General features: G+C 68.6%; 25 protein-coding genes and 1 pseudogene. 11 read left to right on the plus strand and 15 right to left on the minus strand.

Going from position 1 to position 23,472, the window contains the following annotated elements; genetic code table 11:
• Window positions 1-39: 39 nt before the first annotated feature.
• On the plus strand, window positions 40-714 hold the full coding sequence (locus AC3A3J_RS12080) for an arsenate reductase/protein-tyrosine-phosphatase family protein (protein ID WP_487672503.1): 675 nt from the start codon (window positions 40-42) through the stop codon (window positions 712-714).
• A 13-nt stretch (window positions 715-727) separates the two neighbouring features.
• The gene (locus AC3A3J_RS12085; protein WP_375086936.1) at window positions 728-1,123 is read left to right on the plus strand and encodes an arsenate-mycothiol transferase ArsC; all 396 of its coding nucleotides are present in this window, start codon (window positions 728-730) and stop codon (window positions 1,121-1,123) included.
• A gap of 1 nt (window position 1,124) precedes the next feature.
• On the opposite strand, the gene AC3A3J_RS12090 is transcribed toward AC3A3J_RS12085, so the two are convergent.
• Window positions 1,125-2,441, minus strand: coding sequence for an NAD(P)-binding domain-containing protein (locus tag AC3A3J_RS12090; RefSeq protein ID WP_487672504.1), 1,317 nt, complete (start codon window positions 2,439-2,441; stop codon window positions 1,125-1,127).
• Between the two features lie 80 nt (window positions 2,442-2,521).
• On the opposite strand from AC3A3J_RS12090, the gene AC3A3J_RS12095 reads away from it, so the two are divergent.
• The gene (locus tag AC3A3J_RS12095) at window positions 2,522-2,902 is read left to right on the plus strand and encodes an ArsR/SmtB family transcription factor (protein WP_487672505.1); all 381 of its coding nucleotides are present in this window, start codon (window positions 2,522-2,524) and stop codon (window positions 2,900-2,902) included.
• Between the two features lie 68 nt (window positions 2,903-2,970).
• Here AC3A3J_RS12095 and AC3A3J_RS12100 read toward each other — a convergent pair whose 3' ends face one another.
• The 5 genes and pseudogenes from AC3A3J_RS12100 to ykgO all read right to left on the minus strand — a co-directional run bounded on the left by AC3A3J_RS12100 (window position 2,971) and on the right by ykgO (window position 7,210).
• Complete coding sequence (locus AC3A3J_RS12100) at window positions 2,971-4,224, minus strand: SNIPE associated domain-containing protein (RefSeq protein WP_487673108.1); 1,254 nt, start codon at window positions 4,222-4,224, stop codon at window positions 2,971-2,973.
• 144 nt (window positions 4,225-4,368) lie between these two features.
• Window positions 4,369-4,506: pseudogene (locus AC3A3J_RS12105) on the minus strand (DUF2510 domain-containing protein); the annotation flags it as partial.
• Window positions 4,454-4,678, minus strand: a complete 225-nt coding sequence (locus AC3A3J_RS12110) for a hypothetical protein (protein ID WP_303708131.1) — start codon at window positions 4,676-4,678, stop codon at window positions 4,454-4,456. The pseudogene AC3A3J_RS12105 and the gene AC3A3J_RS12110, both read right to left, overlap by 53 nt.
• A 24-nt stretch (window positions 4,679-4,702) precedes the next feature.
• Window positions 4,703-6,562, minus strand: a complete 1,860-nt coding sequence (locus tag AC3A3J_RS12115) for a serine hydrolase domain-containing protein (protein WP_487672506.1) — start codon at window positions 6,560-6,562, stop codon at window positions 4,703-4,705.
• A gap of 525 nt (window positions 6,563-7,087) precedes the next feature.
• Window positions 7,088-7,210, minus strand: coding sequence for a type B 50S ribosomal protein L36 (gene ykgO / locus AC3A3J_RS12120; RefSeq protein WP_036311902.1), 123 nt, complete (start codon window positions 7,208-7,210; stop codon window positions 7,088-7,090).
• A gap of 239 nt (window positions 7,211-7,449) precedes the next feature.
• Between ykgO and AC3A3J_RS12125 the strand changes: the two genes are divergently transcribed.
• Entirely contained in the window at window positions 7,450-8,268 is an 819-nt protein-coding gene (locus tag AC3A3J_RS12125) for a GTP-binding protein (protein WP_487672507.1), read from the plus strand.
• A 35-nt stretch (window positions 8,269-8,303) separates the two neighbouring features.
• Here AC3A3J_RS12125 and AC3A3J_RS12130 read toward each other — a convergent pair whose 3' ends face one another.
• The gene (locus AC3A3J_RS12130) at window positions 8,304-9,308 is read right to left on the minus strand and encodes a GGDEF domain-containing protein (protein WP_487672508.1); all 1,005 of its coding nucleotides are present in this window, start codon (window positions 9,306-9,308) and stop codon (window positions 8,304-8,306) included.
• A 329-nt stretch (window positions 9,309-9,637) separates the two neighbouring features.
• On the opposite strand from AC3A3J_RS12130, the gene AC3A3J_RS12135 reads away from it, so the two are divergent.
• Window positions 9,638-10,378 carry an EAL domain-containing protein gene (locus AC3A3J_RS12135; RefSeq protein ID WP_487672509.1) on the plus strand — a complete coding sequence of 247 codons (741 nt, stop codon included), beginning with the start codon at window positions 9,638-9,640 and terminating at the stop codon, window positions 10,376-10,378.
• Here AC3A3J_RS12135 and AC3A3J_RS12140 read toward each other — a convergent pair.
• Both AC3A3J_RS12140 and AC3A3J_RS12145 read right to left on the minus strand, forming a co-directional pair.
• Window positions 10,340-10,552 carry a hypothetical protein gene (locus AC3A3J_RS12140; RefSeq protein WP_487672510.1) on the minus strand — a complete coding sequence of 71 codons (213 nt, stop codon included), beginning with the start codon at window positions 10,550-10,552 and terminating at the stop codon, window positions 10,340-10,342. The genes AC3A3J_RS12135 and AC3A3J_RS12140 overlap by 39 nt on opposite strands.
• Complete coding sequence (locus AC3A3J_RS12145) at window positions 10,549-11,979, minus strand: glycosyltransferase family 2 protein (RefSeq protein WP_487672511.1); 1,431 nt, start codon at window positions 11,977-11,979, stop codon at window positions 10,549-10,551. The genes AC3A3J_RS12140 and AC3A3J_RS12145 overlap by 4 nt, the downstream gene beginning before the upstream one ends.
• Before the next feature lie 206 nt (window positions 11,980-12,185).
• Between AC3A3J_RS12145 and AC3A3J_RS12150 the strand changes: the two genes are divergently transcribed.
• The gene (locus AC3A3J_RS12150; RefSeq protein WP_487672512.1) at window positions 12,186-12,581 is read left to right on the plus strand and encodes a VOC family protein; all 396 of its coding nucleotides are present in this window, start codon (window positions 12,186-12,188) and stop codon (window positions 12,579-12,581) included.
• 35 nt (window positions 12,582-12,616) lie between these two features.
• Here AC3A3J_RS12150 and AC3A3J_RS12155 read toward each other — a convergent pair whose 3' ends face one another.
• Window positions 12,617-14,071 carry a maltokinase N-terminal cap-like domain-containing protein gene (locus tag AC3A3J_RS12155; RefSeq protein ID WP_487672513.1) on the minus strand — a complete coding sequence of 485 codons (1,455 nt, stop codon included), beginning with the start codon at window positions 14,069-14,071 and terminating at the stop codon, window positions 12,617-12,619.
• On the minus strand, window positions 14,068-15,834 hold the full coding sequence (gene treS, locus AC3A3J_RS12160) for a maltose alpha-D-glucosyltransferase (RefSeq protein WP_487672514.1): 1,767 nt from the start codon (window positions 15,832-15,834) through the stop codon (window positions 14,068-14,070). The genes AC3A3J_RS12155 and treS overlap by 4 nt, the downstream gene beginning before the upstream one ends.
• 128 nt (window positions 15,835-15,962) lie before the next feature.
• Between treS and AC3A3J_RS12165 the strand changes: the two genes are divergently transcribed.
• The 4 genes from AC3A3J_RS12165 to AC3A3J_RS12180 are packed head-to-tail and all read left to right on the plus strand — an operon-like array spanning window position 15,963 to window position 18,346.
• Window positions 15,963-16,391 (plus strand): GIY-YIG nuclease family protein, encoded by a 429-nt coding sequence (locus tag AC3A3J_RS12165; protein ID WP_487672515.1) that lies wholly within the window; start codon window positions 15,963-15,965, stop codon window positions 16,389-16,391.
• A 59-nt stretch (window positions 16,392-16,450) separates the two neighbouring features.
• Window positions 16,451-16,882, plus strand: a complete 432-nt coding sequence (locus AC3A3J_RS12170) for a MarR family winged helix-turn-helix transcriptional regulator (protein WP_487672516.1) — start codon at window positions 16,451-16,453, stop codon at window positions 16,880-16,882.
• 52 nt (window positions 16,883-16,934) lie between these two features.
• The gene (locus AC3A3J_RS12175; protein ID WP_487672517.1) at window positions 16,935-17,357 is read left to right on the plus strand and encodes an organic hydroperoxide resistance protein; all 423 of its coding nucleotides are present in this window, start codon (window positions 16,935-16,937) and stop codon (window positions 17,355-17,357) included.
• An 11-nt stretch (window positions 17,358-17,368) separates the two neighbouring features.
• Window positions 17,369-18,346, plus strand: coding sequence for a zinc-binding dehydrogenase (locus AC3A3J_RS12180; protein WP_487672518.1), 978 nt, complete (start codon window positions 17,369-17,371; stop codon window positions 18,344-18,346).
• A gap of 52 nt (window positions 18,347-18,398) precedes the next feature.
• On the opposite strand, the gene AC3A3J_RS12185 is transcribed toward AC3A3J_RS12180, so the two are convergent.
• The 4 genes from AC3A3J_RS12185 to AC3A3J_RS12200 are packed head-to-tail and all read right to left on the minus strand — an operon-like array spanning window position 18,399 to window position 21,268.
• Window positions 18,399-18,791: a DUF1304 domain-containing protein gene (locus AC3A3J_RS12185; protein ID WP_487672519.1), complete on the minus strand. Its 393-nt coding sequence runs from the start codon at window positions 18,789-18,791 to the stop codon at window positions 18,399-18,401.
• 34 nt (window positions 18,792-18,825) lie between these two features.
• A complete protein-coding gene (locus AC3A3J_RS12190) occupies window positions 18,826-19,653 on the minus strand; it encodes a CPBP family intramembrane glutamic endopeptidase (protein ID WP_487672520.1) in 828 nt (275 codons plus the stop codon).
• Window positions 19,650-20,375: a tRNA (guanosine(46)-N7)-methyltransferase TrmB gene (trmB, locus tag AC3A3J_RS12195; protein ID WP_487672521.1), complete on the minus strand. Its 726-nt coding sequence runs from the start codon at window positions 20,373-20,375 to the stop codon at window positions 19,650-19,652. The genes AC3A3J_RS12190 and trmB overlap by 4 nt, the downstream gene beginning before the upstream one ends.
• A gap of 53 nt (window positions 20,376-20,428) precedes the next feature.
• Window positions 20,429-21,268, minus strand: coding sequence for a DUF3097 domain-containing protein (locus AC3A3J_RS12200; protein WP_487672522.1), 840 nt, complete (start codon window positions 21,266-21,268; stop codon window positions 20,429-20,431).
• Between the two features lie 122 nt (window positions 21,269-21,390).
• On the opposite strand from AC3A3J_RS12200, the gene AC3A3J_RS12205 reads away from it, so the two are divergent.
• The gene (locus AC3A3J_RS12205) at window positions 21,391-23,421 is read left to right on the plus strand and encodes a TPM domain-containing protein (RefSeq protein ID WP_487672523.1); all 2,031 of its coding nucleotides are present in this window, start codon (window positions 21,391-21,393) and stop codon (window positions 23,419-23,421) included.
• Window positions 23,422-23,472 lie beyond the last annotated feature (51 nt).

A 23,472-nucleotide genomic window follows, 5' to 3' on the forward strand; every position in this document is an offset into this window, starting at 1 on the left:
TCTTGACTCACGGAGGATAGTTCAGTCAATATTGAGTCAATGAACAGTGAACGAAGCCTCCTTCAGATGCGGGCAGCCAAGCACGCGGCGCTCGGCGACCCGTCACGACTGCGCATCATCGACCTGCTCACCCTGGGCGACCTCTCCCCGAAAGAGATCGCCGTATCCCTCGACATGCCGTCGAACCTCGTGGCCCATCACCTCGGAGTCCTCGAATCCGTCGGTATGGTCGGCCGGACGCGGTCAGAGGCAGATAGACGACGCAGCTATGTCCAGCTGACGCCGAGTGCGCTCGAAGGACTCGTGCCCTCCCCGGTCGATGAGGCAGCACGCGTGCTGTTCGTGTGCACCGCGAACTCCGCGCGCTCACAACTGGCCGCGGCCCTGTGGGCCCAGCACAGCGCCATCCCCGCAGTCTCGGGCGGAACGCAACCGGCGGAGCAGATCGCCCCGGGTGCGCGCGACGCCGCACAGCGCCACGACCTGACCTTGACCGACGAGACGCCCCGCCATCTCGATGACGTCGCAACGGAATCGGACTTCATAGTGACGGTCTGCGACAGCGCACACGAGACGCTGAGCCCTCGCGGTCACCTGCACTGGTCCATCCCTGACCCGGTGCGAGTCGGCGACGACGCCGCGTTCGATACCACTTACGACGAGCTCGAGCGCCGCATCAGCGAGCTCGCACCACGCCTGACCCTGACACACTGAGAGAGATCATCTGATGACCACCGCACCCACCGTCCTGTTCGTCTGCCAGCACAACGCCGGTCGCTCTCAGCTCGGCGCCGCACTTCTCGAGCACCTCGCCGGTGACCGCTTCACCGCAACATCCGCGGGCCTCACGCCTGCAGAGACCGTGAACTCGGCTGTCGCAGCAACCGTCGCCGAGCTGGGACTGGACATCACCGACCGGATCCCACGCTCGATCACCGAGGGCGACCTTCAGACTGCGGACGTGATCGTACTGATGAAGCCCGGACTGCAGCTGCCCGGCACGCCCCGAGGTGAGGTTCTCCAGTGGGAGTTCCCCAACCCCGAGGCGTGGGATGCCGAGGCCGTCCGCCCTCTGCGCGAAGCGGTGTCCGCGAAGATCAGCGAGACTCTGCTCGCGCGCTGACTCAGACAGATGCCGGGGCTCGCCCGATCTGCACCACCTGAGCGGGCGGCGCACAGCACGCCCCACCGAGCGACGCACCCGATGCACCGAACAGGCCAGCCCCTCCGCACACGCCCGTATCCGGCAGCACCAGCTCGACCCGACGGGCAGCTTCGTGGTCACCTGCAAGCTCGGCGACAACGCTACGGACCTGCTCGTAACCGGTGAGCGCAAGGAACGTCGGTGCTCGCCCGTATGACTTCGCCCCGACCATGTAGAAGCCCGGCTCGGGGTGCGCAAGGTCTGCGGCCCCGGTCGCGGCGACCGAGCCGCAGGAGTGAACGTTCGGATCGACCTCCGCCGCGATGCGCGTCGGGGCCTGCAAGGTCGAGTCGAGCTCGAGGCGCAGCTCTGAGAGAAACGAGAGGTCCGGACGGAATCCGGTCAGCACGACGACACGGTCTGCGGTCAGCGTCCGCCCATCCTCGGCGACGATGGTGGCAACGTCAGTGTCTGTGGAGATGCTGTCGACCCGGAAGCCGGTGACCAGGTCGACGAGACCCGCATCGACGAGCTCCTTCGCCCTGATCCCCAGCGCGCCACGTGCCGGCAGTTCGTCCGCGTCGCCGCCGCCGAAGGTGTTCGCTGTGGTCGCCCGTCGGAGCGCCCAGGTGACCGTAGTTGCGGGGTCGCGTCGCGCCATTCGCGCCCAAGCGAGGACGGCCGTTATGGCGGAGTGCCCCGAGCCGATGACGATGGTGTGCTTGCCGGCGAACTCAGCGGTGTTACGGAAGTCCGGGATCCGGTAGGTCAGCGCGCCGGAGGCGGCGCGCTCTCCGAGAGCAGGCAAGCCGTCAGCACCCGCAGGGTTCGGAAGGCCCCAGGTTCCCGATGCGTCGATGACCGCGCGCGCCTGCAGCCGATACTCACCGCCTGCCGAATCGACGTGCACCGTGAACGGATGTTCGCCCCGGTCTGAGTCGACAAGACGGTCCCTGCCCCGACGAGAGACGCCCACCACCCGCGCTCCATAGCGCATGCGGTCGCCCAGAAGGTCGGCGAGCGGCTTCAAGTACGCCGCGATCCACTGATTCCCCGTCGGGTACCCGGACCGCGGCGCCGCCCACCCCGTCGGTGCGAGGAGTCGGGCGGAGGCAGCATCAACGAGCTCCCTCCACTCGGAGAAGAGCCTTACGTGCCCCCACTCCGCGACTGCGGACGCGACGCCGTCCCCTGCTTCGAGGATCACGACCTCCTCACCGCGCTCCACGAGATGGGCGGCGGCTGCCAGGCCCTGCGGACCGGCACCGATAACGACTACGGGCAACGACTCATCCATCACCAGCTCCTTACTCTCTCTGACGTATCGAGACTTATCGATGCATCGACAGATGTCAATGCGTGTGGCAAACTCGGAACATGACGACCCAGCTGCCGCTCCTTGCGACCGACGCGAACGCGTGCTGCTCACGTGTGACAGACGGCGTGCTCGAAGTCGCCGAGGCGGAGCGCATCTCAGGCACCTTCAAGGCACTCGGAGACCCCACACGTCTCCGCCTGCTGTCGCTCATCGCAGCATCCGAAGGCGGGGAAGCCTGCATCTGCGACCTCACCGAACCGGTCGGACTGTCACAGCCCACGGTCTCCCATCACATGCGTCTTCTCGTCGACGCCGGACTCGCTACCCGCGAACAGCGCGGGCGCTGGGCGTACTACCGCGTCGTCCCTGACGCTCTTGAAGGCGCCGCCCGAGCATTGCAACCAGACCGCGCAGTGCCTGAGCTCGGAACGCATGTCTGACTAGACATCGCGGTTCAAACCAATGATCTCCCGCCCCAGGGATCGTCCCCCTCCGGGCTCGCAGACAACTAGTTTCCCTGGAGTGCGCGGGTCGCCATGTATTCCTCCGCAGCTGGCTCCAGCTTGAAGTCCAACAGCTCCACAGAATGCGCCTTCAGCACTTCGCGCACTTCGGTGGGTGTGGTGCGGAAGTACTCCCGGCGGAGGTTGATCCGGTTGATACGTCGGTCGGCGAAGTGCTGGTGGAGCATCGCTTCGATGCTGACCGCGTCGTCGGCGAAGAACAGGGCGTGGACGTCGAACCGGAAGGGCACGGACGCATCTCCGAGCTCGTTGACGCGGTCCATCGGTTCGAGCCGGCGCGTCAGGCCGATCTTCACGACGTCGGGTCCGAAGGATCCGACGTTGCTGATGACGTACACGTACCCGGCGCGGATGTTCGCCGCCCGATAGTCGACGTTCTCGATGGCGTGCTCGACGTCCGCGAGACGGGCCCGCATACGCTCTGCGCCTTCGTGGTCGCCGTTGGCTTCGAGCGCGGCGATTGTGTTGGCGTAGTGACCGCGCTCCTTCTCCAGCCGAGCCTTCTCTGCTGCCAGCTCCTTCTCCGCCTTTCGCTGCTCGCGGAGTTCCTCGCGGTGTGCACGGTCAGCTTCCTTCTCCTCCTGAACCGCTCGGAGGTGTCGGTTAGCGAGATCGAGCTCACGCAGTCGGAGCTGATGGAAGTACGAGGTGATGCGCAGGTCGATCATGGAGCCGAGGCGAGCGATCTGCTCCATCGCGGTCGTGAGGCGCTTCTGGGCGGTGGCCAGGTTCCCGGCCCGGACCGCCTTGACGCAGTTCTCGGCCTCGGCATTGTAGGAGCGGAGCATGAGCTTCGACATGTCGCGAACGAACTTCGCGCCCTTGGCCGAGCTGTTGTTGAAGGTGAAGTTGCTCGTCGCCTGCGTCGCGCGACCGGTGCGGACGGCCGTCTTGATGTCTGCACGCAGCGCTTCGAGCTGCGTGGCCAGGGCGACAGAGTCCTCGGCGGGATGCTCGTAGTCGTAGAGGCCGAGTTCCTGGACCTCGACGGCGCCGCGCAGGTCGAGGAGTGATGCCTCCGTCGCCGCGATGTCGGCCTGACGAGACGAGAGCTCTGCCGAAGCGGCGGCGACCTGCCCCCGCACGCCATCGACTTCCTGGCTCAGGTGACGCTTGAGGTCATCGAGGGCGGCCACGTCCTGGAGCCCGTATTGGTCGATGAGTCCTTGGAGTCGCGCGACCTCGGAGCGCAGCTTCTCGGCATGCTTACGGGCGCCGACCAACGGGATGTTCTCCACGACCAGCGAATTCTGAGTTCCCGCGGGCGCTGATGCGTTCGTTGCTGCTTCTGCGGCCGCATCATTCTTCGGACGAGTCTCGACTTCGACCTGCGCCGCGAGCGCGCGAGCTTCTGCGCGGCTGCGAGCCACCGGGGCGACCGTCTGTGCACCATCGGCGAAGACGTGCTCCGTCCAAGAGGCGCCGTCCCAGTAACGCTGTTCGAACTGCTGAGCCTCCGCAGCTTTACTAAGACTCCCGGTCGCACGCGACCAGGTCCGCGGCGAGGTCAATCTTCTCACCGTCGGATGCGGCGTAGGTGTCGAGCACGACCTGGCGACACTGGACGATCCGGTCGGCTCGCTGCTGCTCGGCCTCGCGTGCCGTCGACATTCCGAACAGCACGACGCCGGTGAGACAGACAGCGCCGACGATGGCGAGGGGAACGTAGGCGGGGGTCGGCTTCGATGTCATGAGTACCTTTCGGGTATCGGACCCTTACGCCCCAGCGGGAATGAGGGTCCAGTCGACGAGTGTGAAAGTGGCGACGACACCGAGCACGGCGCCAACAATCGTGATGATCCGGCCGACAACGCGCCGTTTGCGCCAGGCACGGCCAGCGGAGACTACCCAGAGGAATCCTGCGGACGCAGCGACGACGACGAGCGCCGAGACGAAGATCAGCGCCGGCGAGTTCGGCGCGAAGGGCGCGAAGGTCTGCGCGTCGAGCAGCGGTAGAAGCGGCAGGGCGACAGAGCCTACTGCAGCGAGGGCGGCGAGCCCCGCCCAGATGCCGGCCAACAGCCGCGAGGGTGCGGAGGCGTTCTCCTCTCCCCTGCGACCGCGAACCGCCGCACGGATGCCGGCACCGAGGACGACAGCTCCAAGCACCGGGATACTGGCCAAGGAGACGAGGACGAGGCTGGCGTCACGCCACCACGGGACGGGATCGAGGGTCTGCTCAAGCATCCCCCGGTCACCGCGGAGAAGCTGCACCGCGCCGGCCTCGGTGCGAACGGCTGTGACGCACCCGTCCGGTGAACACCACCGGTTCGTCGAGTCCGCTGTGTACTCGCGTCCGCCGATGCGCAACACGTCCCCGTCGAGGCTGACCGCGACCTGTCCGAGGAGCGCGCGGAGGCCCCGCTCGAAGGGCTGGTCGAGGAACAGCCGCTCCGCGAACAGCCCCGACGGATCCGCGGACGATGCATCGGGAACCCACGACGGCTGGACCGGCTCGCGAGGCGTCTCAATGGGCTGCCCAGCGAAGCCGTTCTCCGAGACCCAGCGAGCGACGTCGTCGATGACGGCATCCGTCATCTCTCCCGCCGCGGCCTGCTCCGAGGTAGTCGACACGTACACGCCGATGTCAGCATCCGGCATGTAGGCGATTCGAGCCACACCGTTCGCACCGGTGTGCTCCAACACGCGCACGCCATCCCGCACCTCGTCGAAGAACACGCCAGTGTGCCCCGTGCCTCCGTGCGCCGGAATGACGGCCGTCGACAACGCTGCGGCCCGCACATCAGAGGCGAGCGCGTCGGATTCCGGCGACAGCGCGCGGAGGACCGCCTCGGCATCGTTCGCGCTCCACACCAACGCGGATGCGGGGCGCTCGGGCGCGAACGGCCACGGCGTCGGAGTCCACCCGTCAGCGGTCGGTGCGCTGAGTTCCGCATCAGCTGGACCCTCGCGGTAGGACGCGGTGTCTGCGCCGACGCGTGCGAATACGGTCTGCGTGACGATGTCGTCGAAGGTCTGGCCGGTCGCGGACTCCATCACCGACCCGAGGAGGGTGTGTCCCTGCAGCGCCGAATAGTGCATACCCGAAGAGGCGTACCTCAATACGGGCGGGTGCTCGCTCACCCAGGCCGCGAGCGGTTGATCTTCTGTGACACCGGAGGCGTCGGGGAAGAGCAGGATCGACTCTGCAAGACCAGCGTGATGGGTGAGGATGTTCCAGCCGGTCACCGGCGCACGGTCACCCTCGGCACGCTCGTCGACGAGATCGACGCCGTCCGCGCGACGAAGATCCGCGGAAAGATCGATGACGCCCTCCGCGTCCAGTGTGATGGCGCTGAGCGCCGTGACCATCTTCGACACGGATGCGACCGGCGTGCGCGTCTGAAGAGTGAACGGCTCGGTGAGTTTCGCGTCTGAGTACCCGTCCGTGATGGCCAGGAGCTGTCGGTCCCCCTGAGTCACCACGACGGCTGCGCCCGTGGCGGCAGTGCCGACGACGTCGCCGACGCGCTCGGCCAGTGTGTGCTCGAGGTCATCGGCAGGCCCCGCGGCAACCGCTGGCGTTAGGGGAAGGAGCGAGAGAGCGAGAGCTGCGAGCCCGACGACTGCGGCCACCGCCGCTCTGGATCCTCGGCGGGGCAGACGGGACGAAACGTGCAGTATGGCAGTCATGGGGAGCTTCGGTGTAGGGCGCGGACGTTCGGCATGGCTGTCGGGCAGAACTACCGACCCTAGCAGCGAGACCGCCGTCGGGTCGGATGCTGAGGCCGGTCGGCTTCCTCCGTAACAGGTGCGGCACGACCACCCGCCAATCCCGACGGCTCACGCGACCGCCCGGGTGCAAGTGAGCAAACCCTGGGTCTTCACATGCGCCTATCGAAGGTCGCGACGTTGCGAACGAGAGGATTACGGCTGAGGCTGCAGAGGATTGACGCTGTGGGGACGCGCCAACTCCCCCGGAACCACGCGGCAAAACACCTTCTGCGTACAACCCACCACGTACGAGAAAAGCCGCCTGAACCCAGGCGGCTTTTCTCGTTGCGATCGGCGGCAGGTGGCCGTCGAAGACGGGCCCCGGCACCTCTGCCCGCGGGCACTCCCTGATGATGTCTCTCGCGCCTCGGGCCTGGGGACGCCGAGTCAGCCCTGGCGGCCCTTGAACCGCGGGTTGAGCTTGTTGATGACGAAGACGCGGCCCCGGCGTCGGACCACCTGGGCTCCCGGCTGGTTCTTCAATGATTTGAGAGATGCACGCACCTTCATGGATTCCTCCTATTGATAACGGTTATCATTTTCAATCTAGGCGATCGAGCGCCTGCAGGGAAATGAGAACCATGGACACGACCGAGATCACCCTGGTAACCGGCTACCGGGCCCGTAGTAGACGAGCGGCAGCAGCGCGGATCGCGGAGGAGCGACGCAGAACGTGCGTGCCCGTCCCCAGGACAGCGAACGTCGAGCCGTGGGTTCAGCGCACCGCTCGCGAGGCCGGGACTCGCATCGTGGCCGATCTCTCCTGCGAGGTAGCCGTGGAGTCGGCCATCGCGGAGATCGATGACGAACCGGAGGTGTCCTTGAGCGAAGTGATCTGTGTCGTGGAGGCCTCTCGGTTCTTCGACGACATCCTCGAGGACGAGTACTTCGCGGTCGACGGCACCGCACCGACCCTCTACGTCGCCCGCGCTCTGCGGATGGTCCAGCACATCGAGCATGCGAGCGCACTTCTGGTCACGGAGTGGGTCGACCTCGACACGCGCGACCTCTCGATCCTCCTCGCAGCGCTCAGCCACCTCGCCCCGGGAGCCCGGATCCGCCTCGATGGGTCAGCCGCGGACGCGCCGCCGACGTCGTGGTCGCAACTCACGCACCAGCCGGGGTGGGTGAGCGTCTTGAATTCGGAACACGACCCGCACATGACGGACATCCGGGTCAGCGCGCTCCGCTACGAACAGTTCCGACCATTCCACCCCGGTCGGCTCGAGCGGCTGCTCGAAACGCGACTCGGGAACGGCACGTACGGGGCGATCCTCCGATCCGCCGGATTCTGTCGACTGGCAACGCGCCCTGGGATAGTGGGGAGTTGGGAGCACGTCGGCCAGATGATCTCGCTGGACCCGCTCGCGCGCGACGCGGCGGGTACCACCCCGCTCTCGGTCGGACAGGAGATCGCGTTCATCGGCATCGACCTCGACCATGAAGCGCTCAGAGCGGCTCTCGACGCCGCCACTCTCACCGACGTCGAGCTGGAGGCCGGACCACGAGCGTGGTCGCGCTTCGACGACCCGTTCCCGCAGTGGATCGCCTCCGAGCCCGGCGCCTGAGCGACGTCGTTGCCGTCATCGGCCGCCCGCTGCGCTCAGCCGAGCTTGCCGGCGTACATCGCGCGGTCGGCGCGATTCAGGGCGCTCTCCAGGGTGTCATCCGGGTGGATCTCGGCGACGCCCCACGACCACGGATGGCTGGCGTACTGACGGAGCCGCGCCATCACCGCGCGGGCCTCGTGCTCGTCGGTCTCGGGCAGCAGCATCGCGAACTCGTCTCCTCCGAGCCGTCCGACGATGTCGGTCTGCCGGGAGAGCGACATCCACTGCGCCGTCAGGGAACGGAGCACGTAGTCCCCGGCGGCGTGCCCCGCCTCGTCGTTGACGGACTTGAATTTGTCGAGGTCGAGCACCACGATGCTCAGCGGCCGACCGTGGCGGGCCGCGCGACGCATCTCGAGTTCGGCCTTGGCCACGAAACCGCGGCGGTTGAGTGCGCCGGTGAGTGGGTCGGAATGCGACTCGAGCCGGATCCTGTGCCGCACGAACAGGCCGGCCTCGAGGCACAACCAGGTGAAGAACGCCGCGCCGATGAGGTTGGCGGGACCCAGGAGCGCCCCGGGCCCCGTGAACGGGCCGAGGGCCGCCGCCACCCCGAGGACGACGACGATGGCGAGCTCGCCGGCGCGGGCCACCTTGGCGCCGTAGAACCAGGAGAAGAACATCGCCATGAGCGGCAGCTCCTGCAGCGCCGCGACGGCGTTCTGCCGCTCATCGGAGAAGCCCAGGTAGTACACCGAGACGAGCGCGTGGGCGACGACGAGGGCCAGCCCCACCCAGTGCGGGAGCTCCACACCGAAGAGAGCGACGAGAGCGAAGAGCCCGAGGCAGATCAGCGCCGTGCCTCCGGAGAGGATCTGCTCCCACGGCGTGATGTCGGTCTCGAAGATCTCGATGACGCCGAGCACGCCGAAGAGCAGGAACAGGCTCGCGGTGACGACCGAGTAGGTCGAGGTGCGTTCGCGGACGCGCGTGAGCCACCCCACGCGCAGCCAGCGCAGCTCCTCTGCGTCGGCGACATGGATCCCCTGGATAACCATGCGTCTCTCCCCTTCCTCACCATCGCAGACGTGTGTTGCGGGACGTCCGACTGTCTGCGCGGCACGAGACGGCGGTATGCGGCCTCGGTTCCTCGAACGTTCTGGACGACACGGTTCCCCCGAACCGTGTCGTCACGTGGGTCACACCACTGGGGGAAGGGTGATGTTCAGCAACCGGATCGACGACACTCCCCGATGTCGATCCGGTTCCCAAGCTCGGAATGACACGTTAGCAGAGAATCGATGAACTTGTCCCCCATTTGGGGGACAAGTTCATCTTCTGAGGTGCGCGTGCGTGTCGCGGACTCCGCCGGAGTTACAGTGAACCAATGACCTCCCCCGCGCGCGAAGACGCCGCCTCCGATGGCGCGCCCGCACGGGTAGTGTTCCAACCCATGGTCGATCTGCACGAGTGGCGCATCGTCGGGTTCGAGGCACTCGCGCGCTTCCACGACGATGCGCCTCCCCCCGTGCACCTCGACCGCGCATCGGCATGCGGCGAGCGCGAAGAGCTGGAGCTCCGCCTCATCGCGCTTGCGATCAGCGCCGCTCGTACACTGCCGACAGCCGCCGCTGTGACGCTGAACGCCTCGGGCACCACGATCCTCCGTCCCGAACTCCACGACCTGCTCTCGAACTGGGATCGCGTATGGGGACTCGAGCTGTACGAAGGGGCGACCACCGCCGACCTCGCCGAGGTGCGGGCGCGCGTGACCGCCCTCGGAGGCAACCTCCTCGTCGACGACGCGGGTGCCGGATGCGCGGATGAATCGCGTATCGCGCAGCTGCGGCCAGACGTGGTGAAGATCGACCGCGCCCTGTTCTGGGCCGCATCCGACGAGCCTGCGGCCCGTCGCCGACTGGGCCCGCTGCTCGCGGCCGCACGGGGTGCCGGGGCGCTGGTGCTCGTCGAGGGCATATCGGAGCCGTCGCATGTGGACCTGGCGATCGGGCTCGGCGCCGACATCGCCCAGGGATTCCACCTGGGCGTTCCCACCCCTGCGGAAGACATCGATGCGTTGATCGAGGCCCTACACGGGAGCATCGGGGTGGATGCTCCGCGTCTCTGAGCGTCGACTGGCGCCGCGGTGCCGACGCCGGAATCGGAACCGCGGCAAGATCTTGATCATGCCGAGCACGAGGTAGACGACGGTGTTGATCGCGACGAACGTCGCGAGGACGCTGAACCAGTCCGACGAGAGGATCTCCGCCGGGAGGAGGATGCCTGCGTGCACCGGATTCATGCCCGTGCCTCCTTCGCGACGCGGTGCTCGACGTGTTTCCACGTCGCTCGGCGTCCGAAAGCGATCTCGAACACGCCCTTGAGGAACGCGAGGTTCAGGAAGCAGTCGAAGACGAGTTCCGGGAACACGAGCATCGCCACGATTCGGGCCCGCCATCCACCGCGCCAGACGGTCACCGTGCGTTCGACGGCGAAGAGAACACCGATGCCCAGCCAGAAGGGGAACCACACCCAGGTGTCCATGGCGAGGATCATGAGCAGGATCAGCGCGAAGTAGGAGAAGAGGGCCACCACTCCGTAGCCGATGCCGATCTGCTGCGACCAGTACCGGAGAGTCTGCGGCGTGACGCCGTAGGAGCCGAGGTTCTCCAACGCTCCGCGCTGCCAGCGCAGCCGTTGAGCCCACAGCATCCGCCACGTCGGCATCAGCTCGGTGACCACGGTGCAGGCGGCCGGCGAGATGGTGAGACCGCCCAGGGATTTGATCGCGATCGTGAGCTCGTTGTCCTCGGTCAACGCGAACGTGTCGTAGACCTCGCCCGGTGTGCCGGGCAGCTGCGCGCCGCGCGCGGCGGCCACCGCCCGGAGAGCGGAGGCGCGAAACACCGATGCGGTGCCCGTGAGAACGAACACGCGCCCGTCCCGCCGCCGGATCTCGCGCTGGTACCGGGTGTACTCGTTGCGCTGGAACTGTCCGAGAAGACCGTGCCCCTGCTCCCCCTCGAACAGGCCGCCGACGGCCATGAGCGCACGGTCGCCGGTGAAGCGGCGCATGGCCTCCGCGAGGAACCCGGCACCGATCTGGCTGTCCGCATCCATCACCATCACGGTGTCGTTGTCACCGAGCGTGGGGAGCAGATCGCGCAGCGCCTGGTTGAGCGCCCCGCCCTTCTTGTGCGTGTTGCCGACGGTCTCGTAGACGTCCGCCCCGTGCGCGCGCGCAACATCGACCGTACGGTCGGTGCAGTTGTCGGCAACGACGACGATGCGTGTGGGGAGCTGGTGCTGGTTGCGGAGCGAGGCCAGCGTCTTCGGCAGCGACGCTTCTTCGTTGTGAGCCGGGATCAGCACGGTCACCGTCACTTCGCCGGCGTAGACGCCGCGGGTCCGCGCCATCACCGCGCGCGGCGCGAGCGTGAGCCGGACCTTCTCGGGCGTCGCGCGGCGGTAGCGCGCCGCGACCACGCGTTCGCTCACCGCCACCAGCAGCGCGAAGAACAGCGCGATGGCGAGCGCGGTCGCCATCACGCCCAGGTTCGGCAGATCGCTGCTGTAGAGCACCTGCCAGACACCGGCGAGGGTGATCCGGGCCGGCTCCCACAGGGCCGGGGGGTTCGTCGCTGCGACACCCCACCACAGCAGACCGGCGGCGATCAAGACCACCACGATCACCGCAAGCCCGACGGTTCGCTGAAAGAACCCGTTCATATCCACCCCTCCATCGCTCCCTGGCGCCCTTCGCACGCGCATGGCCCGTGCACAGTTCGGAGCCGACGCGGATGCGGTTTGCCCCTTCCGGGTCGGTGACACCGGGCGAGCCGCCGACGGAGCACCTGCCGGTCGTCGCGAGAATACACCGATGCACCATGGCGACGGTCTCGACAAACCCGCGGCGGCGCGCGCATGCTGAGCGCATGAGCGCATTCCAGACGGCACACGCCTTCAGCGGTTTCAGCGTCGACTCGATCGATGCCGCCCGATCCTTCTACCGAGACGTGCTCGGCATGGACGTCTCGACGAACGCCATGGGGTTCCTCGAAATCCTGCTCGGTGACGACGCGAAGGTCCTCGTGTACGAGAAGCCCGATCACTCTCCGGCGGGCTTCACGATCTTGAACTTCCCGGTCGACGACATCGACGGCGCGGTCGACGAGCTCCGCGCGAGAGGTGTCGAGACGAAGATCTACTCCGATGCCGAGTTCCCGACCGATGACCGGGGGATTCTGCGCGGCGGACCGGGACGGGGACCCGACATCGCCTGGTTCCGCGATCCCGCGAGGAACGTCCTCGCCGTGCTCCGGCCGGCCTGAGCGGGGCCCCGGTCGCTCGGACCGGGGCCCGGCTGTCAGATCTCGCCGATCGCCTGCAGGGGGATGGACACCCACCCGGGGCGATTGCGCTTCTCGTAGACGGCTTCGTAGACCGCCTTGTCCGCGACGTACGCGTTCAAGAGGGTGCGCTCCCCCTCGCTCAGGGACACGGCGCGGTCGTCGACGACCTCCGGGTCCTCGTCATCGGCGCCCCGCAGGGCCTCGACGTACGCGTCGAGGAAGCATTCCCGCGCCCTCTCGGCCCACTCGCGACCGCGCTGAATACGCAGGTCGTCTTCCGCATCCTTGACGGGCTCAGCCGACGACGCCTGCGCCATCTCGACCACGCCGGGGACATAGTCGAACGACCGCAGCATGCCGGCGACGTCGCGCCAGGGCGAGTCGGGCAGCGCGCGCTCCGCGAACGGCCGACCGGGCTCGCCCTCGAAGTCGACGATGCGCCAACCGTGGGCGGTGCGCAGCGTCTGCCCGAGGTGCAGATCACCGTGCACGCGCTGCACGTCGAGACCGGGCAGTTGAGCGACCCCGGCGTACGCGGCCCGCAGGCGGTCGGCGTGCGGCGCCAGCTCGGGTACCACGCCGAGGGCGTGCTCGAGCCGGTCGACCATCGTGCGCGCGAGCGACGCCGCCGCGCGCGGCCCCCGCCGGTCGACGGGGAAGCTCTCGCGCAAGGTGGCGTGCACCTCGGCGACCGCGGTGCCGAGCCGCGCGGCCTCGCCGGCGAAGTCGCCGCCTGATCCTTCGATGCTCTGCTCCGGGTCGGCCAGCAGCGTGCGCACACTGCCGGTGGCGAGATCGAATCCGTCGGTCGCCGTTCGCAGGAACTCCTGCACCATCGCGAGCTGCACGACCTCACCGTCGACATCGGCCTCGACCCAGCCGTACAGGACGGCGATGTGCTCGGCACCCGCGCGGGTGAGTTCGCGATGGATCTCGATGTCGGGATTCAGCCCAGGGGTCACCTTGCGGAAAACCTTCATGATCGCCGTGTCGTCGAAGCGCACCGACGAGTTCGACTGCTCCCCCGACAGCGGCGACGAGCGCAGTTCGGGGTCGAGCGACTCGGTCCCCGGTACGCGGCGGAAGCGCAGCCCCCCGCGCTCGTCCGTCTCCGACGACTCGGCTGCGACGAGCCCGTCGAGCCACAGCGCCATGGCATAGCGGTCGTGCACGGCGTCGTAGAGGTGGCGCACGCGCCCCTCGTCCTCGATGGAGCCGATCGCGGCGTGCGAGATCGCCTCCTGCGGCTCGTCGTACGACGCCAGCGGCACCTGATAGGTCTCGCGCCCGCCCTCGTCGTCGTCGTACTCGACGGTCACGAGGAAGACGATCGCCTGCACGCGCCCGTCGGCGGCCGACAGATCGGCGATACGGCGCACGGACGGCACGTGGAAGGGCCGGCTCTTGCCACCGAACCACCGCGTGCGGACGAGATAGTCCTCGAGGATCGCGTTCTCGACGAGGTTCACAGCATCCCCCTCTCGATCGCGTCCTCCGCCGGCGCCTGCAGTTGGAACCAGAAGAATCCGTGGCCGCCGAGGGTCAACAAGTACGGCAGCTCCCCCACCCGCGGGAAGGGCACGCCGCCCACGAGCTCGACCGGCACCATGCCCTCGAAGCGCCGCAGGTCGAGCTCGACCGGCTGCGGGAACTGCGAGAGGTTGTTCACGCACAGGATCACGTCGACGGTGCCGTCGTCGTTCGTGTGCTCCCGCGTGTACGACAGCACAGCGGGGTTCGACCCGCCGAGGTCGTTGAAGCTGCCGAGGCCGAACGCCGGGTGCTTCTTGCGCGCCTGGATCATGAGGCGCGTCCAGTGCAGCAGCGACGAGCGGTCCTCCTGCTGCGCCTCGACGTTGACCGAGAGGTACCCGTACACGGGATCCTGCACGAGCGGCAGGGTGAGCTTGCCGGGGTTCGCGCTCGAGAAGCCCGCGTTCCGGTCGGACGTCCACTGCATCGGGGTGCGGACACCGTCGCGGTCGCCCAGCCAGATGTTGTCCCCCATGCCGATCTCGTCGCCGTAATACAGCACCGGCGATCCGGGCAGCGACAGCAGCAGGGCGGTGAACAGCTCGATGCGGTCGACGTCGTTGTCGAGCAGGGGCGCGAGGCGCCGGCGGATGCCGATGTTCGCCTTCATGCGCGGATCCTGCGCGTACTCGCTCCACATGTAGTCGCGGTCCTCGTCGGTGACCATCTCGAGCGTGAGCTCGTCGTGGTTGCGCAGGAAGATGCCCCACTGGCACCCGGAGGGAATCGGCGGGGTGTCCGCGAGGATTTCGCTGATCGGGTAGCGCGACTCCCGCCGGACGGCCATGAAGATGCGCGGCATGACCGGGAAGTGGAAGCACATGTGGCACTCGTCGCCGCCGACCTCGGGGTCGCCGAAGTAGTCGACCACGTCGGCGGGCCACTGGTTCGCCTCGGCGAGCAGCACGCGACCGGGATACTCCTTGTCGACCATGCGGCGCACCACTTTGAGGAACTCGTGCGTCTCGGGCAGGTTCTCGCCGTTCGTGCCCGACCGCTCGAACAGATACGGCACGGCGTCGAGGCGGAAGCCGTCGAGGCCCATGTCGAGCCAGAACCGCATGGCGTCGAGCATCGCCTCCTGCACCTTCGGGTTGTCGAAGTTGAGGTCGGGCTGGTGGGCGAAGAAGCGGTGCCAGAAGTACTGCTGGCGCACCGGATCCCAGGTCCAGTTGCTGGGCTCGGTGTCGACGAAGATGATCCGGGCGTCCTCGTAGAGCTCGTCCGTGTCGCTCCACACGTAGAAGTCGCCGTACGGCCCCTCGGGGTCGCTCCGGCTCGCCTGGAACCACGGATGCTCGTCGCTGGTGTGGTTCATGACGAAGTCGATGATCACGCGCATGTCGCGCGCGTGCGCCTCGTCGAGGAACTCCTTGAAGTCGGCGGTCGTGCCGAGGTCGGGCTGGATGCCGGTGTAGTCGGCGACGTCGTATCCGCCGTCGCGCAGCGGAGACGGGAAGAACGGGGGCACCCACAGGCAGTCGACCCCCAGCCAGTGCAGGTAGTCGAGCTTCTCGATGAGCCCGCGGAAGTCGCCCGACCCGTCGCCGTTGCTGTCGTTGAACGAGCGCACGAGCACCTCGTAGAACACGGCGGTCTTGAACCATTCCGGCGCGGGACTCCCCGGGGTGTCCGGGAACGGCTCCTGGGTCAGGATCGGGATGGATGCCGTCGCGGGGGCCGGCTCGACGGCGGTCATGCAGTGGTCCTCAGGCAGGTCATGGGGTGAATCTTCCATACGCGCGGGCCGAAGTGTGTCCCCTTGCGCCCGCGGACGCGGAAGGTGTACCGGCGGTCGTGTCGGCGGCCCGGCGTAGCATCCCCACCATGTCGTCGCCGCTCCCCCTCCCCGGTCCGTGCGCACTGTGCGGACACACGGCGGGAGTCCGCACACGCACCGGTGCGCTGTCGTGCGCCCTGTGCGCGTGGCGGTTCGGCGACGTTCCCGACGACGACCTCCCGCTGCCCCGCATCGATGTCGTCTACTACCTGCGGTACGACCGTCGAGTGAAGATCGGCACGAGCCGGCGCCCGCGGCAGCGGCTCGCGAGCATCCGCCATGACGAGCTGCTCGCGTTCGAGCGCGGCGATCGTGCTCTCGAGCAGTCGCGGCACCGCGAGTTCGCCGACCTGCGGGAGGGCGGCGAGTGGTTCACCTTCGCGGCCCCACTCGACGTCCACGTGGCGAGCCTGCGCCGCGGTGGCGAACCCTGGCACCAGTACGCCCGCTGGCTCAGCGCCGAGCTGCGGCGCTGAGCCGGATCGGCGGACATATTGAGTTGTGCACAATTGAATAGCGTGCAAGACTCTTCATCATGCCCGTGACCGATGAGATGGTGTGCTTCTCGCTCTACTCCGCCGCGCGCGCAACCACCCAGGCGTACCGCACGCTGCTGGCGCCCTGGGGGCTGACGTACCCGCAGTACCTCGTGCTCGCGATCCTCTGGCACGAGGGCGAGCAGACCATCGGGTCTCTCGGCGACGCGATGCAGCTCGACTCCGGCACCCTGTCACCCCTGGTGCGCCGCCTCGAACAGGCCGAGCTGGTCACCCGGTCGCGCAGCATCACCGACGAGCGGGTCGTGACGGTGCAGCTCACCGAGCGCGGCGAAGGACTCCGCGCCGAGCTCGCGACGGTCGCGCTCGACGTCGCCCGCCTCTCGGGCATCCGTGATGACGAGCACCGTCGCCGCCTCATCTCCGAACTCCAGGAACTCACGGCTCTGCTGCAGAACGCACGGAGCTGACCGCTGTCGTCGCGCACCCCGCGCCGACGCACACCACAGGAAGGAAATCCCCATGGAAGCCCTCTACACCGCAGAAGCACTCGCCACCGGAGCCGGCCGCGACGGGCACGTCGCCACCGACGACCGCCGCGTCGAGTTCGACCTCGCCATCCCGAAGGCGATGGGGGGAAGCGGGGACGGCGCCAACCCCGAGCAGCTCTTCGCCGCCGGCTATGCGGCCTGCTTCCACTCCGCCCTGCAGTCTGTCGCGCGTGCGCAGAAGGTGAAGCTCACCGACACCTCGGTCGGCGCGCGCGTGCACATCGGTTCGAACGGTCAGGGCGGTTTCGGCCTCGCCGTCGAACTCGAGGTCGTCATCCCCGACCTCCCCCACGAGCAGGCGCAGGCCCTCGCCGACGCCGCGCACCAGGTGTGCCCGTACTCGAACGCGACCCGCGGCAACATCGACGTCACGATCAGCGTCTCCGACGACTGAGGGAGGAAATCATGCGCGCACTCATCCACGAGTCCTTCGGCGAGGCGGAGGACGTCCTCGCCCTGCAGGAGCGGCCGACCCCGGAGCCCGGTCCGGGCCAGGTCCGGATCAAGATCCTGCTCTCGCCGATCCACAACCACGATCTCTGGACCGTCCGCGGCACCTACGGCTACGTGCCGGAACTGCCCGCGCGCGCCGGCACCGAGGCGGTCGGCACGGTCGACGCGCTCGGTGACGGCGTGACCCACCTGTCGGTCGGTCAGCGCGTCGCGACCGGCGGGACGTTCGGCGCTTGGGCCGAATACGTCGTCGCGGATGCCGCGGGCCTCATCCCCGTACCCGACGGGCTGCCGGACGAGAGCGCCGCGCAGCTGGTCTCGATGCCGTTCAGCACGATCGCGCTGCTGCACTTCCTCGACGTCGCCGAGGGCGACTGGATCGTGCAGAACGCCGCGAACGGTGCCGTCGGGCGCATGCTCGCACAGCTGGGCGCCGCTCGCGGGATCAACGTGATCGGCCTCGTGCGTCGCACCGAGGGGGTCGACGAACTCCGCGACCAGGGGATCGTCAACGTGATCGCCACCGATCAGGACGACTGGCGGGACCAGGTCGAGGCTCTCACCGCCGGCGCATCGATCACCTCCGGCGTGGACTCCGTCGGCGGGCCTGCGTCCGGCGACGTGCTCTCGCTCCTCGGCGAGGGCGGCACGCTGGTCGCCTTCGGCGCGATGAACTCGCCCGTCATGGAGATCGCCTCCGGTGACGTCATCTTCAAGCAGGCGGTCGTGAAGGGGTTCTGGGGCAGCAAGGTCACCCAGCAGCTCGACGCCGACACGAAGGCGGGTCTGTTCCGCGAGCTGATCCAGCGGGTGGGCGATGGCACGTTGACCCTGCCCGTCGCGGGCGTGTTCGACGCCGACGACGTCGCTGACGCCGTGCGCCTCAGCAAGACGCCCGGACGAGTCGGCAAGGTGCTCCTGCGGTTCTGAGGTGCCCGCCGCATCGAAGGGGATCGCCGGTCGGCGGTCCCCTTCGCCGTACTCAGCGGACGGCGAGCGCGATGGCGGTGACGACCACCGCGAGCAGCGGCAGGGTGCCCTGCATCAGGGCGGCCCGAGCCTTCGAGCGGTCGGAGAGCACCAGTACGAGCGCGGCGGCGAGCATCATGCCCGTGCCGGCGAACACGAGGGTGAGTCCGATCGTCTCGAAGCCGAACATCGCGAACCCGATGCCGAACAGAGTGGTGAGCGCCAGGAACAGGTTGTAGAACCCCTGGTTGAACGCCAGCTGCTTGGTCGTCAGGGCATCCGCCTCGCTGGCGACGCCGAAGATCTTCCTCGTCTCGGGCTCGGTCCACTTCAGCGACTCCAGCGCGAAGATGAAGACGTGGAACGCGGCGGCGGCCGCGGCGAGGACGAGTCCGACGATGAGCATGGCTCGATTCTGACAGAACGGCCCTCGCCTGTGTTCAGACCAGGAAGATCGGCAGCATGCCCGGATTGTGCGCATGCACCAGCACGCCGAACACCACGGCGTCGAACAGCAGGTGCACCGTGACCACGTATGCGAGCGAGTGCGTGCGCAGGAAGATGAAGCCCTGCAGCAGCGCGAACGGGATCGTGAGGAGCGGACCCCACTCGCGGTAGCCCAGCTCCCACAGGAACGACACGAACACGATCGCCTGCAGCGCATTGGCGAGGAGGTCAGGGAAGTGTCGGCGCAGCAGCGCGAACACCGTGCAGATGAAGAACAGCTCGTCCCAGATCCCCACAGCGCCGACACCGACGAACAGACGCGCGATGAGGTCGGGAGTGTCGACGACCGGCCAGTTCTGGTAGACGCCGCTGCTGATGAAGTAGAAGGGCAGGATCAACCAGCCGAGTACGAGCACCGCGACGAGCCAGCCCCACTGCAGCCGACCCCAGCGGCGCCCACCGCGCCAGGGGAATGAGATCGCCCGATCCCGGTAGACGAAGCGCGAGACGACGTACGGCAGCACCACGGCACCGCCGAGGGCGAGCGTGAAACGCAGCATGGCGCCGTTGTCGAGCTCGGCCGCGAGAGGGATGACGCTGACCACGAGCATCCCCAGGGCGACGAGCGAGAGATCCCGCGTGAGCGACGGGGCGGATGCCGTCACCCGTCCACGCTCGAGGAGCGCCGCCAGGATGAGGCCGGCGGCGATCAGGACCCACCCCAGCCACGGCTTCTCCCACACGAAGAACGCGGGAGCCGCCGCGCACACCAGCACGGCCGGGGCGAGACCGGCGCGTGCCGAGAGGCGGACGTCGTTCATGGTCGGGGTCGGCGACGGTAGACCAGATCGCGGATGTCGCGCCCCTTCGCGAGGCCTTTGCGCTCGAACGCGGTCATCACGCGGCCCTCGAAACGGTCGGCCCAGTCGCCCTCGAACGCCCGCTCGAACAGCGGCTCCGCGTCGAGCACCTCGCGCATCTGCAGCGCATAGTCCTCCCAGTCGGTCGCCAGCCGCAGCAGACCACCGTCGACCAGCGCCCGAGCCGCGTTGTCGGCGAATCCGGGGCGCACGAGCCGTCGCTTGGTGTGGCGCTTCTTGTGCCAGGGGTCGGGGAAGAAGATCCACACCTCGTTCGCGGCCGACTCGGGAAGATACGACGAGAGCACCTCCGGGGCGTTCGCCTCGACGACGCGGAGGTTGCGCGCACCTTCCCGTTCGGCGTCGAGCATGGTGCGGGCGAGTCCCGCGCGGAACACCTCGACGGCGAGGAAGTCGGTGTCGGGGCGCGCCGAGGCAGCGGCGACGATCGCGTGCCCCTGCCCGGAGCCGATCTCGACGATCAGGTCGGCGTCGCGACCGTACTCGGCGGCGACGTCGAGGCGGGCCTCGGGGTGCACCGAGGTCCAGGCCACGTCACGCGGCACGTCGAGCAGGTAGTGCGGAGCGAGGTCGGTGAAGGCACGCTCCTGCGCCTCGGACATGCGGCCGCTGCGGCGCACGAACGACACCGGCTCGTCGCGGAAGGTTCCTGGTTCGGGCATGGTTCCAGGGTATCCGGGCGGGCACCGCGCCCCCGCCGCGCCGCCGCCGCGGTTCAGCCGACGGGCTCGGTCACGAAGTCGATGAGCTCCTCCACCCGGCCGAGCAGTGCCGGTTCGAGGTCGCGATAAGTGTGCACCCTGCCGAGGATGTGCTGCCAGGCCCGCGCGGTGTCGGCCTGGGTCTCGTGCGGCCAGCCGAAGGCGCGGCAGATGCCCGTCTTCCAGTCGGTCCCCCGCGGAATCTCGGGCCATCGCGAGATCCCGAGCGCCCGCGGCGTCACGCACTGCCACACGTCGACGAAGGGGTGCCCGACGATCTTCACGTGCCGCCCGTGCGGGCCGCGCGCCACCGCCTCCGCGATCCGCGACTCCTTCGACCCTGGCACCAGGTGGTCGACGAGCACGCCGTACCGCCGTTCGCGCGACGGAGGCTCACCCGCGAGCAGGTCGTCGAGCAGGTCGACGCCCTGGAGGAACTCCACCACGACGCCCTGGACCCGCAGGTCTGCGCCCCAGACCTTCTCGACGAGCTCGGCATCGTGCTTGCCCTCGACCAGGATGCGGCTGGGCAGTGCGACCCGCGCGCGCTGATCGCCGACGGCGAAGGAGCCGGATGCCGTGCGCTGCGGTGCCTGCACCGTCGGCGCCGGAGCGGTCAGCCGCACCGGTCGCCCCTCAATGAGGAAGCCGCCGCCCAGGGGGAACAGACGCTTGCGCCCCTTCCAGTCCTCGAGCTCGACGTCACCGCTCTGCACCCGCGTCACCGCTCCGCAGAAACCGTCGCCCACGACCTCGACGACCAGATCGAGCTCGGCCGGCACCGTCGCGACCTTCGGCGCGCCGCGCTCCCGCCAGCCCGCGGCGAGCACGTCGGAACCGTACCTGTCATCCATGCCCTCCAGCGTATGCGTCTCCGCTGAGGGCGAACGGGTGATCCGCTCCCGGCGCTGTCGCGTGTCGGGGGCAATGCATAGACTCGTGCCATGGGGCTCGCCTGCCGGTCGGAGGGAACGCGATGAAGACACGGTGGAAAGCGCTGTGCGTGCTCGCTCTCGCCACACTCCTCGGCGTCGCTCTCCCCTCCACGGCCTCCGCCACCGATCCGCTCACGCTCGACGCCGGGTACGTGACCGACGACGCGGGTGTGCTGAGCTCGAGCGAGGACCAGTCCCTCGAGGCGCGCCTGCAGGAACTCACCGAGAACTCCTCCGCCGATCTCTTCGTCGTCTTCGTCGACGAGTTCACGTCGCCGTCCGATCGCATCGGGTGGGCTGATCAGGTGGCCGTCGACAACGGCCTCGGACCGGATCAGTACCTCCTGGCGGTGGCGACCGAGCAACGGAGCTACTTCATCTCCGGCGCCGAGGGCGGTCCGCTGAGCGACGACCGACTCGACGACATCGAACAGAAGATCCAGCCCCTGCTCGCGCAGGAGGACTGGGACGGAGCGGTGGCGCTCGCCGCCGACGAGATCCAGGGCGACGGCGGAGCCGGTGCGCTTCGCGTCCTCCTCGTCGTCGTCGGGGTCGTCGCAGTCGCTCTCGTCGTGTGGCTCGTAGTCGCCGTCGTCCGCCGCCGCCGCCGCGAGGCGGCCATCCGCGCACGCGGCGCGATGCCTGCGACGCCCGACCCCTCCGACCCGTTCTCGACCATGACCGATGCGCAGGTCGAAGACCTCGCCGGGGCGGCCCTGGTGCGCGCCGACGATGCGATCACCTCGTCGCGAGAAGAACTGGCGTTCGCGATCGCCCAGTTCGGCGATGCCGCGACGGCCGAGTTCACCGCGGTGGTCGATCGGGCGCGCGAAAGACTCGCCGAAGCGTTCGACCTGCGTCAGAAGCTCGACGACGAGATCGAGGACACGATCCACGACCGACGCGCCTGGCACATCCGCATCGTCCAGATCGCCGACGAGGTCGACGACATCCTCGACGACAACGTCGAGGCCTTCGATGCGCTCCGCCGCCTGGAGCAGAACGCCCCGCAGGAGTTGGAGCGCGTGCGCGCCGAGCGCGCATCCCTCGAGGCGGCGCTGCCCGTCGCCGACGGCACCCTCTCCTCTCTCGCGGCCGCCTATGCGCCGGGCGCTCTCGCCGCCGTGGCGGAGAACCCCGCCCAGGCACGGGAGCGCGCATCGCTCGCCGACCGGGCGATCGATGCGGCATCCGAGGCCATCGCAGACGGCCGATCCGGCGAGGCCGCGTTCGCCATCCGCACCGCCGAGCAGGCCGTCGCGCAGGCGCACCAGCTCGCCGCAGCGCTCACGACGCTCCGAGACGACCTCGCCGCGACCGAGGCGCGCGCGCAGGCGCTGGTGGTCGAACTGCAGTCCGACGTCGAGACGGCGCGGCAGTTTCCCGACCCGGACGGGTCCCTCGCGGCGGCGACCTCCGCCGTGCGGCAGCAGCTCGAGGCGGCGCGCGCCGACCTCGCCGGTCCCTCCCGCGATCCGCAGCGCGCCTTCGAGGCCCTGTCGGCCGCCAACGCGACGATCGATCAGACCATCGCGCGCAGCAGAGAGAACGCCGAGCGCGCTCTGCGCACGCGGCAGATGCTCGATCAGACGCTTCTGCAGGCCGACTCCGAGATCCGCACCGCGCGCGAGTTCATCGAGACCCGACGCGGTTCGGTCGGTTCCACGGCGCGCACCCGTCTGTCCCAGGCCGAGGCCTCGCGGGCGCAGGCCGAGGCCGCCCGTTCGCAGACCCCCGATGCCGCGCTGGCCGAAGCCCGCCGCGCGCTCGACCTCGCTCGCCAGGCGATCTCCTCCGCGTCCGCAGATGTGTCGGCCTACTCCTCCTCGTCCGGCTGGGATTCCGGATGGGGCGGGGGCCCGTTCGGCGGCGGACGCACGAACGACTCCGGCCTCGCGGGCGACATCCTCGGCGGCATCATCGGCGGCCTGCTCTCGGGCGGAGGCGGCGGCAGCCGCTCCTCCCGGGGGAGCAGCTGGCGCTCGGGCGGCGGCGGCTTCCGCAGCTCGGGCTTCGGCGGCGGCGGACGATCCGGTGGCGCCCGGCGGCGCTCCGGAGGAGGACGCTTCTGAACTTCACAGACGACTCGGCCAGACTTCGATTGTCCCTCTCTGAAAGGAACC

This window comes from Microbacterium sp. Soil_N32 (assembly GCF_057655505.1).